At 46.2% G+C, this 12,744-nt stretch carries 9 protein-coding genes; 5 read left to right on the top strand and 4 right to left on the bottom strand.

Annotated features, from left to right (window positions below; translation table 11 throughout):
• Positions 1-100 precede the first annotated feature (100 nt).
• A complete protein-coding gene (locus R4537_RS11930; protein WP_071177944.1) occupies positions 101-934 on the top strand; it encodes a CvfB family protein in 834 nt (277 codons plus the stop codon).
• A gap of 182 nt (positions 935-1,116) precedes the next feature.
• On the opposite strand, the gene rsmF is transcribed toward R4537_RS11930, so the two are convergent.
• From rsmF to R4537_RS11910, 4 genes are all read right to left on the bottom strand, one after another.
• Positions 1,117-2,538: a 16S rRNA (cytosine(1407)-C(5))-methyltransferase RsmF gene (rsmF, locus tag R4537_RS11925; RefSeq protein WP_071177943.1), complete on the bottom strand. Its 1,422-nt coding sequence runs from the start codon at positions 2,536-2,538 to the stop codon at positions 1,117-1,119.
• A gap of 246 nt (positions 2,539-2,784) precedes the next feature.
• A complete protein-coding gene (locus R4537_RS11920; protein WP_071177942.1) occupies positions 2,785-5,424 on the bottom strand; it encodes a PqiB family protein in 2,640 nt (879 codons plus the stop codon).
• Between the two features lie 9 nt (positions 5,425-5,433).
• Complete coding sequence (locus R4537_RS11915) at positions 5,434-6,678, bottom strand: paraquat-inducible protein A (protein WP_071177941.1); 1,245 nt, start codon at positions 6,676-6,678, stop codon at positions 5,434-5,436.
• Between the two features lie 48 nt (positions 6,679-6,726).
• Positions 6,727-8,523 (bottom strand): ABC transporter ATP-binding protein, encoded by a 1,797-nt coding sequence (locus tag R4537_RS11910; protein ID WP_000220807.1) that lies wholly within the window; start codon positions 8,521-8,523, stop codon positions 6,727-6,729.
• A gap of 85 nt (positions 8,524-8,608) precedes the next feature.
• Between R4537_RS11910 and R4537_RS11905 the strand changes: the two genes are divergently transcribed.
• The 4 genes from R4537_RS11905 (at position 8,609) to R4537_RS11890 (ending at position 12,649) form a co-directional block, all read left to right on the top strand.
• Complete coding sequence (locus tag R4537_RS11905) at positions 8,609-9,082, top strand: GAF domain-containing protein (protein ID WP_001911403.1); 474 nt, start codon at positions 8,609-8,611, stop codon at positions 9,080-9,082.
• A 100-nt stretch (positions 9,083-9,182) separates the two neighbouring features.
• Positions 9,183-9,809, top strand: a complete 627-nt coding sequence (proQ, locus tag R4537_RS11900) for an RNA chaperone ProQ (RefSeq protein WP_000432040.1) — start codon at positions 9,183-9,185, stop codon at positions 9,807-9,809.
• 17 nt (positions 9,810-9,826) lie between these two features.
• On the top strand, positions 9,827-11,824 hold the full coding sequence (prc, locus tag R4537_RS11895; protein ID WP_071177940.1) for a carboxy terminal-processing peptidase: 1,998 nt from the start codon (positions 9,827-9,829) through the stop codon (positions 11,822-11,824).
• Between the two features lie 153 nt (positions 11,825-11,977).
• A complete protein-coding gene (locus R4537_RS11890) occupies positions 11,978-12,649 on the top strand; it encodes a hypothetical protein (RefSeq protein ID WP_071177939.1) in 672 nt (223 codons plus the stop codon).
• Positions 12,650-12,744 lie beyond the last annotated feature (95 nt).

Here is a 12,744-nt window from a genome sequence, read left to right as displayed (position 1 = left end):
GAAAACTCCTGTAAAAATTGCCCGATTTATTGCTCGAATGCGAGAAAGCATAACAGAGATAACGTATAATCTCTGCAAATTTGCTGTGAGACAGTTTTATATGATTAACATTGGTCAAATTAATAGTTTAGAAGTGGTGAAATTCGCCGAATTTGGTGTTTTTTTGGATGCAGGAGAATACGGCACTACCTTGCTGCCTAAGCGTTTCGTGCCAGAAGGTACTGAAATTGGGCAGTTTATTGACGTTTTCTTGTATTTTGACTCTGAAAACCAACTCGCTGCCACGACTGAAACGCCACTCGCCCAAGTCGGCGAGTGGGGCTTAATGAAGATCGAGGGCGTAAATAGCACTGGAGCGTTTGCCAACTGGGGCATCAAAAACAAAGATCTGCTCATTCCATACAGTGAGCAACGTGCCCGCTTTACGCCTGGCCAAACCGTCTTAGTGTATGTCTACACCGATAAAGCATCGGGGCGTATTGTCGGCACAACCAAGTTCAACAAGTGGCTTGATAAAACACCAGCGAAATACACGCCAAACCAACAAGTTGATTTACTGATTGCGGAACGTTCTGAACTTGGCTTCAAAGCGATTGTGAATGGCACACACTGGGGCATGATCTTCTCCTCAGATGTCTTTGGCAAGCTGTTCATCGGTAAGAAGCTCAAGGGCTACATCAAGAGTGTACGCGAAGATGGCAAAATCGACCTGTCCCTGCAAAAAGTAGGGGTAGAAAAAATGGATGAGCTCAGTACTAAGATCTTAGAAACCTTAGAGAAGAAAGGAGGTTTCTTACCGCTGAGCGATAAATCGACACCTGAAGCCATTTTTGCCACTTTTCGCACCAGTAAAGGCACGTTCAAAAAGACCATCGGCGGTTTATATAAGCAAGGCAAAATCGTCATTGAAAATGATGGAATTCGTTTAGCCTAACCCTATCTTTCGTAAAAAGAACCCGAAAAAAAAGGCCCAAAACGTAAGGTTTTAGGGCCTAGGGGAATGGCTCCAAAGAGCCTGCGCTAATGGAAAATCTAGTCAGTTGCTTAGTTCTAAGCCTAGTACAGATACTGAAATTAGCGACAGGTTTTTAGAATTTCATACTATAGTTCAGCCAATCAAAATAGATTTTTGTCTCTAACTAGCTCTCTTGGCAGTCCATTCTTCACGCGATTGCCTACCCATTTTCCTAACCCAATCACATCGTTAGCGTAACGTACGATCACTTCACCTTGACCACTTTGTCCTTCTGGTCTGACATCTCTGCCCATAAACCATTCTCGTGCTTGCGTGGTATCCAGTTCGACACTGTGACTCGCACTTGAGGATGCAAGACAAGTCGCCACTTGATGCTGCCATCGATAACCGGACTTATGTGCTTCAGCAATTTTGATTCCCATACGAGAAAAGCGCAGCTCACCCAATAAGGGCTCTAAAGCTTCGGGGAATAGCCACACATCATTATCTCGCAGCCAGACCTGTGAATCTGAGGGCAGCTCTACGCCAAGAGACTTGTGAAGTTGCTGAGCAATCTCCGCTTGCTGCTTATGGCTCGCTTTGTTAAACGGAAACTTGCCTAATCGCTTGTTGACCTCTGGCGTTGTCACGGAGGCCAGTTTACGAATTTTCGCGACAAAAAAGCCTTCACAATCGTACATTTGCGGAAAAATGTGCAGGAAGCCTTCTTCAGTAAGGGCGAGCGATGCGTGCTCAAACAAATTCCCCAGTGATTCAAAGCTAACCGCATCACCATATGTCTGCTTTAAGTGCCAGCACACTTGCTGATTTTCTTCACGGCTCAAGGTACAGGTTGAATACACCAGCGTGCCGCCCACTTTGAGCGCCTGAAATGCGCTTTCAATTAAGGCTTTTTGAGTGTTGGCAATGCTTTGAATCGACTCAAGGCTCCAGTTTTTCATCGCATCAGGATCTTTGCGAATTGTACCTTCACCAGAGCAGGGCGCGTCGATCAACACCGCATCAAAACGCTCAGGCAACCAGCCGCCAAACACACAACCATCAAAATTACTCAGTGCGGTATTACGAATCCCACAGCGCTCAATGTTGGCGTGCAGTACTTTCACTCGGCTTGCGGAAAACTCATTGGCAACCAACACGCCTTGGTTGTCCATCAAGGCTGCTATTTGCGTGGTTTTCGATCCCGGAGCCGCCGCCATATCCAACACAGAGTCATAGTGTGCATTCCCCATAAATAGGGCAGAAACAGGCATCATCGAACTGGCTTCTTGGATATAAAACAGCCCAGCCATATGCTCAGCGGTATTACCCAGCGGGACTAAGCTTTCATCGGCATCAATCCAAAACCCATTGTCACACCAAGGTACAGGCGTCAGTTGCCACTCTTTCTCAGCGGCGCGCTGAGAAAATTCTGCAACAGAAATTTTGAGTGTATTGACTCGAATACTTTTGCGCAGAGGCCTTTGGCAAGCTGCAATAAAATCAGCAAGCTGAGTGGGATCTGGCAGTATTTTCGCCATCGACGCGATGAATGGTTCGGGAAGGGAAATGTTCGGATGCACAAGCAAATTCCGTAGATGAATAAGGGCGGCGATTATAACCAGATAAAGCGGTGACATAAAGGTTAGCTGAAAAGTAGAAAAGCAGCACAAGGCTGCTTTTCTTCACGTTATACCCAAACGACTTGGAATTGCAGATAGGCGGCAAGTGAGTGAATCCCCACGAGCATAGACAGACTATGTGATTGGGGTGAACGAACGTAGCCAACACCGCTGCAGCTTCAAGTAAGACGGGTATATTTTTTGAGATTAAGGCTTAGGGATAGGCGTACGCCACTTGGTCCATTGCTCCTGGGCTTGAGGGTGAAGGTAGAAAGTATGCCCTTCAGGCGCAGCCGGTGTTAATTGTTTTTGCTCTGGTGTTGCGAAGGTGATCCCGCCACGCAACATGCTGTCAAAAGTACCGGCTTTCACATTTGCACCAGTAAGACCAATTGACATATCGAGCCCAGAGACATTCCAGAATACGCTGTTTTGACGCAGCAAATAGGTGTACTGCGGAGCAATACGAATGGTGGTGATCACGCGGTCGGCAAATTCACCTAAACGCACATCAATCACTTTGCCCACTTCAATATCGCGATACAGAATTGGAGTACCCACATTCACCGAACCGCGTTTTTCACTCTGCAAAGTGTAAGTATTGCCAGCACCTCCATGGCGCGCTTCTTTGTGCAGTTCAAACTCAAAACGACTTTCACCATTGCCCGGTTGCACTTCAATACTCTGTCCCAACAGGTTTTGCATATTTTCGATACCGCTTAAACCAAATTTGGCTTGAGAGAGCCAGAATTGTGAATTCTGTTTGGCGATTTTCGAAGCATATTGTGGTTCGATACGCGCGGCGAGCTTGACGAAATCGGATTCAAAATCAGGAATGATTTCAAATACCTCGCCAATTTGTACCCCTTGGTATTGCACTGGCGTACCCACTTTGACTCCCAATGTGCCAAGTGCGGTCAGTGTGATTTTCTCACCATAGCGACGCGCATGATCGTAGTCGCTGTAGAGTTTCCACATTGAGCCGACTTTGTTTTCAATGCCGGGCAGGTTATCAAAGGCAATACCCCCACGGAGCAGAGTCTGTAATGGTGCGGCTTTTACATCCAAGCCATCCATCGACGCTTTGATTTCTACACCAGAGCGGTTCCAGAATACTGTATCTGGAGTCAATAAGTGCTGATATTGCTTTTCGATGGTCGCTTCAATCTGTACGCCTTTAGGCGTAAGAGTAAAGCCCGAGATACTGCCGACTTTCAAATTGCGATACAAAAGGGGAGAGCCGGCATTGATTGAAGGCAGTTCATGCGCAAACAGGGTTAATGAACGAGAGCCTGACTGATTATATTTCGCCAACTCAGCCAGAGACTGACTCGAGTAGAGTCGATACTGTTCAAGTGGCTTGCTACTGCCTTCACTGGCAAAACTTATCGACCCAAGCAACAGTTGTTTCGCAGGTGGTATAGAAACGGAAAGCCCCGATTCCGTAAGCTCAGCCGCCGCGCTACCAGTGACGTAGAAACGGTTTTGGGAGCGGATCAACGCGCCATATTGCTCATCAATCAATACGTTAAACTCAACATAATCGAGTTTGAGATTCACGGCAGTGACGCTACCTACGGCCACGCCGCGATACAAAATCGGGGTTCCTGCTTCTAAACCGAATGAGTTATCTGCCACAAGATTGAAACTGATGCTGTTGGATCGCGCATACTTAAACTCATTTTTGCGTACGGCCTGAAAGTTACGCGTGCGCTCTCCGGCTCCGGGGATCAGGGTGAGGTAGTTGCCCTTCACGAGATTGGTCAGGTTCTCCACCCCAGTTAATGAGACTTTTGCTTCTTCAAGGACAAACTGGCTGCCGCGATTCAGCATATCGCTAAACGCAGGCTGAATCGCAGCAGAGGCCACGATACTTTTGCGGTTTTCGGCCAGCTGCAAATCAGTAATTTGGCCAATCTCAATACCACGATACATGATGGGAGCACCGGACGCCGAGATGTTGTTGTCATCCGGTAAGGTGATCGACACCGCAATACCGCGCCCCGCGGTTTTTAAATCGCGATAGAGACGAAACTGCGCGTTTTGTTCTACAGGTTTACCTTTATCAGGCGAGTCGACAGCAATCGAGCCGCCAATCAGTGCGCTTAAGCTTTCCAGACGTACATCGACCCCTTCAAAGCCGATACTGGCACCAATACCACTCACGTTCCAAAAGCGGCTTTCCGTATTAATGATGTGTTGGTACTCCTCTTTGATCGAGGCTTGGATAGTCACCGACTGCGCATCGTCATCCAACTGATAGCTAAACACTTCACCAATCGGGATTTTTTTATACACAATCTGTGAGCCGACCGAGATGCCACCTAAATCGCGAGCTTTGAGAGAAATGGTCAAGCCGCGTTGTGCAAGTAGATCCGAGGGGGCTGAGTCCAGCGCTTGATATTGTGTTGGATAATCCTCTTGATGCGTTGAACCCGGTTGGATCGCAATATAGTTTCCTGACACAAGCGCATCTAGCCCAGAAACGCCGGATAAACTCGCCGTCGGTTTGACCATCCAAAAACGCGTTTGATTGGAGAGAAGCTTAGTGGCTTCAGGATAAATATCCGCCTCAACGTAGATGCTATCCAATCCTTCAGAGAGTTTGATGTCGCGCACCATCCCCACTTCCAATCCTTGATAGCGAATGGTGGTTCGACCTGCGATTAAGCCTTGCGCGTTTTCAAAATGAATTTGAATCCGTACTCCAGCATCATGCACCGCTTTAAACACCAGCCAACCCGCTAAAATCATGGTCACTATGGGTAAGAACCACAACGGAGAGATGCCCCGACGTTTGCGGATTTCCGGTGTGTATGACGTTTGCGTTGTATTTTCTTGACTCATTCAAACAACCTATTGTTGAGTACGAGTGGAGTCGGGCTCATCCCACAGTAAGCGCGGATCTAAACTTTCCGCGGCTAACATGGTGAGCACCACGACCATACCAAAAGCGACAGCCCCGTAACCGGGAGTAAAATCGAGGATCTGACCTCGGTCAACCAATGTCAGCATGATAGAGATGACAAACAGATCCATCACCGACCATTTGCCAATCCATTTGATGCCACGATAAATCATCATACGTTGGCGCTGATGCACGTGGCGTTTCAGTTTGATGGCCATTAAGAGATAGGCGAGGCCAATAATTTTGATCACGGGAACCACAATACTGGCAACAAAAATGATCAGCGCAATGCCCCACATGCCATTTTTCACAAGCGAAGCCACACCAGAAAAAATGGTATCCTCTATACGTCGGCCATTGGTGATCAAAATGGAAATGGGGATCAAGTTAGCGGGGAAAATCGCCACTGTCGCCGCTAAAACATAAGCCCATGTTCGCTCGATTGAATGGGGTTTTCTATGATGTAGAGGGTGTCCGCAGCGAACGCAGTGTCCATTTTCTGGCTGTGAAAGGTGGCAATTATGGCAATGCACCTGTTTGATGGGCAAATCATATTCCGTTTCAGCTTGCCAGGTTTCCCAATAGCGGCGAGTACTAATACGACTGAGCAGTAAAACCGTAAACAGTTGCAGAAGCACCAACCCTAATAATCCGGGGCCGATAAAAATATCTGAGTAATCTTTTAGCTTAAAGCAGGAAACGGCCACGCTAACCAGAAACACATCGATCATGACCCAGACTTTGAGATGATGAATAAGGAGCAATGAGTAACTCAGCGTCTGAAAGTAGCGAAAACGAAGAGCGAGATGAGCACTGACCACACTCAAACATAAAACCAGTGGCGCAATTGAGCTGCAAAACAGCACCAATAACGCCAAGACAATGTAACCTTCATTCCACAAGGCGAATACGCCTTGCGACAACGTGGCTGGGATCATCACACCAAACAGTCGAATATCGATGTAACTGAAAAAGTGAGAAGGAATAAACAGCAGCAAACAGGTGACCGCAAGAGCAAGATCGCCGGAGAGAGAAGCACTGCCACCACGATAAAGTAACGTACCACAGCGGGGGCAATGAGCGCTGTGGGCTTGGTCAACCTTAACGGCATCAATAGGCAGTTCGCAGCCGGGGCACAAACGAACTTGACCCGACTGCGATGTATGATGAGATAAAGGGGATGACGGTGTCATAGGCGGACAACACCACAGGAGCCGCCATTAACACCATCAGTAACACCATTAGTGCTGCGACTGAACACTCCCATAAAGGGTTTGGTACAAGCCTTCTTGTTCGAGTAACTCGTGGTGAGTTCCTGACTGGCTGACATGTCCATCTTCCAATACATAAATTAAGTCCGCTTGTTTCACCGCTGAGAGGCGATGGGCAACAATCAAGGTCGTTCGACCATGCAAAAACTTTGACAAAGCAAGGTGCAATGCGGCTTCAGTAGCCGTATCCAAGGCGGAAGTAGCTTCGTCCAAAATAACGAATTTCGGATCACTCAGCACCATACGCGCAATCGCTAGCCGCTGTCTTTGTCCGCCTGACAATCGAATACCATTACGACCAATCTGGCTCTCTAACCCTTGGTCGAGTTTGGTGATCACATCTTGCAGCTGGGCAATCTCTAAGGCTTGCCACAAGGCATCATCACTAAATTGACCTCCGAGGGTCAGATTATGCCGCAAAGTGTCATTAAACAGTATAGGTTGTTGTAAAACAACGGCAATTTGATCACGAATCACATCAAAGCTAATGTCATCACAGTGTTGCCCATTAAAGCAGATCGTGCCACTTTGCGCTCGATAAACACCAATTAATAGTTGGATCAGCGTCGATTTTCCTCCGCCACTGGTTCCGACTAACGCCACCTTTTTACCCGCAGGGATATGGAGTGACAAATCATTCAGTACTTGGCTTTCACCATCGTATGAGAAATGGACATTTTTGATCTCAATATCGACTTCTCCCGGCTGATTAAAGGGATTAACTTTGCTGATGGGGCGGAACTCTTCTTCTAGCTCTAATAAGCTGTTGATTCTTTTTAAAGCGGCCTTAGCGGCATACCAAGAAAACTGAATACCCAACAGCTCTTGCACCGGGCTGAGCATAAACCACAAGTAGCCAAATACCGCGAAAATCTGGCCAATAGTGAGATCACTGAATACCACCATTAACATGGCAACGGCACGAAACAGCTCAAAACCGAGTAAAAACAGTAAGAAGGAGAGGCGACCAGCGGCTTCAGATTGCCATGCGTATTTGTCAGCATTTTCGCGTACTGCGTCCGCATCGCTGATGAGGCGGTTGAGGAACTCGCGCTCCTTGTTTGCGGCACGCAACTGATAGATACCATCTAACGTTTCCACTAAGCGGTTTTGAAAACGCTCAAACGCTTGGTTTTCGCGTTTTTTCAAATGTTTAACTTGGCTGCCCAGCATCCGAGAAAAGTAGATAACAATCGGGTTCACTAACAGAATAAACAGGCCAAGTCGCCACTCCAACCAAAGCAATACAATGGCTGTGCCAATCACAGTAAGCAAAGAAATCAAAAACTTACTCAGTGTCGAGCCAATAAACTGGTCGATGGTTTCAATGTCTGTGATGAGGTGAGCGTTAATCCCGCCACTGCCGCGCGTTTCATACTGACGAATACTGATCCGCCCCAGCTTTTCAATCATCTTACGGCGCATTTCGTAAGTGATGGTTTTGGAAACCAAAGTAAACTGACGACTTTGTAGGATATTCAACAACTGACTGGCAATACGCATCACCACCACCATCAGCAAAGTCAGCATGATGTAACCCGTTGCGGTCTGCCACCCTTGTGGCAGGAACTGGTTCATCACCTCCACACCTTTTGCCGGATGATTGAGCAGCACTTCATCCACCATTAACGGCATGAGCAGTGGGATAGGAACACTGATTAGCGTCGCGACGACGGCAATAAAGTTAGCAAACAACAGTTTGGCGCGATGTTTTTTTACTTGAGTTATCAGCCAAGAGCGGCTAATAGTGTCGTTGAAATACGTCATATTAATGAGAATGCATCCTATTTTAGTGATGCGCATTGTACGTAGTTCGCGAAGTGAAGTCTTTATTTTTCAAATGGAAGTTATTATGAACCTAGAACAGTACCAACGCCTCACCAAGCAAGCGGTCGCTTTATTAGAAGGTGAAACCAATCTCATCGCAAATCTTGCCAACTTAAGTGCGTTACTGAATATGGAACTCACCGAGCTCAACTGGGTGGGTTTTTATTTAATGCAAGAGAACGAGTTGGTATTGGGCCCATTTCAGGGCAAACCCGCTTGCGTGCGCATTCCCGTAGGCAGGGGAGTTTGTGGTACTGCAGTTGCAGAAAATAAGGTTCAACGTGTGTACGACGTTCACCAATTCGAAGGTCATATCGCTTGTGATGCCGCGAGTAACTCAGAAATCGTTATCCCATTCTCGATTAACGGAAAAGTCGCAGGAGTGTTGGACATTGACAGTCCAAACATTGGTCGTTTCAGTGAAATCGACGAGCAAGGCCTAACCTATTTAATGAGCGAAGTAGAAAAGCTGCTCAATTCACAGGCTAATAAGGCATAAATTGGCCTTTTGATGTGGTTTTTCCTCTGCAGGTCTTTATAATACCGCACATATTTATACATCAATGTTTGGCGGGCAGCCGCAATAACCAGGAATCCTCATGGAAAACACTGAAAAGTTAAAAAACAGCAAAGAAGTGATCGCGTACATTGCTGAATGTTTCCCTAACTGCTTTACTTTAGAAGGTGAAGCAAAGCCTCTGAAAATTGGTATTTTTCAGGATCTTGCTGATCGCTTGAATGACGACCCTAAAGTAAGCAAAACTCAGCTTCGTGCCGCGTTAAGACAATACACCTCTTCTTGGCGTTATTTACATGGTGTAAAACCTGGCGCAACTCGTGTTGATCTGGACGGCAACCCTTGTGGTGAGCTGGAAGAGCAACATGTAGAGCACGCACAAGCTGCACTGGCTGAGAGCAAAGCTCGCGTAGAAGCTCGTCGTAAAGAACAAGTAAAGAAAGTGCGTGAAGAAGCGAAGGCTAGCAAGCCAAAGGCGAAAAAACCACAGCAAGCTCGCCGGCCGCAAAATGCACCGAAAGTGGAGAAAAAGCCTGTAGAAACTCGCGCACTGGCTGCGTCTGAGCTTAACGTTGGCAATCAAGTCAATGTGAATATGGGTAAAGGCAACATGGCTGCGACCATCGTTGAAGTCAATAAGGAAGATGTGCGTGTTCAACTTGCCAACGGCCTACAAATGGTTGTGAAAGCGGAGCACTTGCGCGCATAAAGGAGATACTCCTACGCATGAAATGCCGTTCAAAAATATCTCTGATTGCTGCTAGCCTATGGCTGGCAGCCTTTTCAGCTCAGGCTCTAGAAGCCAAACTCAAACCAGAAGATCTCCCTCTTCTTGTTCCTGAAGCTCAACACGCAACGGCAGCGAAACGTGTTACCTCACGTTTTACCCGTTCTCATTACAAACAATTCAATTTAGACGATCAGTTTTCTCAAGCCATGTTTGAACGCTACCTTGAGATGCTAGATTACAGTCGAAATATCTTTACTCAAGCGGACATAGACAGCTTCAAAGCTTGGTCTTTGCAATTGGATGACCAATTAAAAGCGGGTGATAATCAAATCGCTTACGATCTGTATAACCTGTCTATGGAAAAGCGTTTTGAGCGCTTTCAATACGCACTTTCTCTGCTTGATCAAGAGATGACGTTTGATAGTGATGAGTCTATTGAGCTCGATCGCACGAAATCGCCTTGGCCGAAAGATCTTAAAGAGATTAACGAGCTGTGGAGACAAAGAGTCAAATACGATGCGTTAAGCTTGAAACTGGCAGGTAAAGAGTGGTCAGAAATCAAAGAAACGCTCGATAAACGCTACAACAATGCCATCAAGCGCCTCACACAGACAAAAAGTGAAGATGTATTTCAAACTTATATGAATGCGTTTGCTCGTGAAGTTGATCCGCATACCAGCTATTTGTCACCGCGTAACGCAGAACAATTCCAATCTGAAATGAATCTCTCGTTGGAAGGGATTGGGGCAGTGTTACAAATGACCGACGATTACACCATCATCCGCTCATTGGTTGCAGGTGGCCCAGCGGCACTAAGCAAACAATTGGGTGAGGGTGACCGCATTATTGGTGTTGGGCAAGAAGGCGAAGACGTGGTTGATGTAGTCGGTTGGCGCTTAGACGATGTTGTTCAACTGATTAAAGGACCTAAAGGTAGCAAGGTGAAATTGCTCGTGTTACCTGAAGGCAAAGATGCAAAAAGTCACGTTGTCACCATTGTGCGCGACAAAATTCGCTTAGAAGATCGTGCCGTAAAATCTGAAGTGATTGAGAAAGCTGGAAAAAAAATTGGTGTGCTTGAAGTGCCGAGTTTCTATGTTGGCTTAGCTCAAGACACAGAAAAACTACTGGCGGAGCTGAAAGCAAAGAAAGTCGACGGCATTATTGTTGATTTACGCAACAACGGTGGTGGTGCATTAACCGAAGCCACCGCGCTTTCTGGTTTGTTCATTACCAGTGGTCCTGTAGTGCAAGTCCGTGATAGCTATGGTCGTGTGAATGTTAACTCGGATACTGATGGTAGCATCAGTTATAGTGGTCCAATGACCGTACTGATTAACCGCTACAGTGCATCGGCTTCAGAAATCTTCGCCGCCGCGATGCAAGACTATGGCCGCGCCATTATTCTCGGTGAAAACTCGTTTGGCAAAGGTACTGTGCAGCAGCATCGCTCTCTCAATCATATCTATGATTTGTTTGATAAAGAGCTGGGCTATGTGCAATACACGATTCAAAAATTCTACCGTATTGATGGTGGTAGCACCCAAAACAAAGGCGTCGTTCCTGATATCGCGTATCCAACCGCGATTGACCCTTCCGAAACAGGGGAAAGTGTTGAAGATAACGCACTACCTTGGGACAGCATTGATAAAGCAAAATATGAGCGTTTGAATAACTTCAACGCCATCATTGCTAGCGTGGAAGCTAAACACCAACAACGTGTCGCGAATGATTTGGAATTTGGTTTTATCGAGCAAGATATTGCGAAATACCGTGCAGAGAAAGAGGACAATCTACTTTCGCTGAATGAAAAAGTACGCAAGGAGGAAAGTGCCAAGGCTGATGCAGAGCGTCTAGCTCGCATTAATCAACGCCAAAAAGCGTTGGGTAAATCGACCTATGCGAGCTTGCAAGATATACCGAAAGATTATGAAGCGCCGGATGCTTATCTTGATGAATCAGTTAACATTATGCTTGATATGATATCGCGATAATTCATTGATTTAGTATACTTTTAATCAAAACGGACCTTATGGTCCGTTTTTTTACACTTTTTTAACCACTAAAATTAATGTGACAAACATCAAATAATTTCGCATTTCATGCACTCAGTGCCTACGCTTACAAAAAATGTAAGGAGAAGTGCTATGAAATGGATATTTACTTGCGTGATGAGCCTGCTTTTTACCGCTTCATCACCGTTTCTCAGTGCGAATAATCTTAGCCGTGCCGACTTAACTCAATTTGATCAACCTTTACTGCTCGGCGACTGGTATTTGCTCAATCCCAACCCAGAACGGTCTAACGAAAACTTTCGAGTCATTAAGCTCAGCTTTGCTTCTGACTACCATTTCTCGATAGATATCCAAAAGAAAGATTTCAGTGTTGATCACTGGAATGGCGCCTATTCTGCAGATGAGAAAACTCTTATTCTCGGACTGGATAGCTCAGATCCCCAGACTTACCAGTATGAAAATAATCATCATTTGCTGACATTGAATGGTGTAACCTTTACTAAAGGTTTACCCAATACCTTGGCCGGTAGCTGGAGCAGCGCACACATCAAAGATCTTGATGGAGAAAGCCTTGACCAAAGCCTTATCAAATTGACGTTACAGCCAGATTTTATCTTCTCTTTCCACATCACTAATCAAGATGGTAACGAAGCCACACATCGCGGCGTCTATTACACTGAAGGGAATCGCTTAGTATTGCTCTATTCTGAAGGTGAGCACGATACTCGTTATGTGCTCGACCAAAATCGGCTTACCTTGGAAATTGATGACAGCATGACGGTCGTCATGAACCGCGTGCAATAACACTTGCGGTATACCGCCTGTTTTGATGTTGGGCGGTCAGTAGAAAAAGCAAAAAGTGGCAGGGAGTTTACAGATAAACTCCCTGTTTTTTTGCG

The organism is Vibrio paracholerae, from assembly GCF_037672085.1.
Lineage (GTDB): Bacteria > Pseudomonadota > Gammaproteobacteria > Enterobacterales > Vibrionaceae > Vibrio > Vibrio cholerae.
Note: the sequence above shows the minus strand (reverse complement) of the source record. Positions and strands in the feature narration are given on the sequence as shown.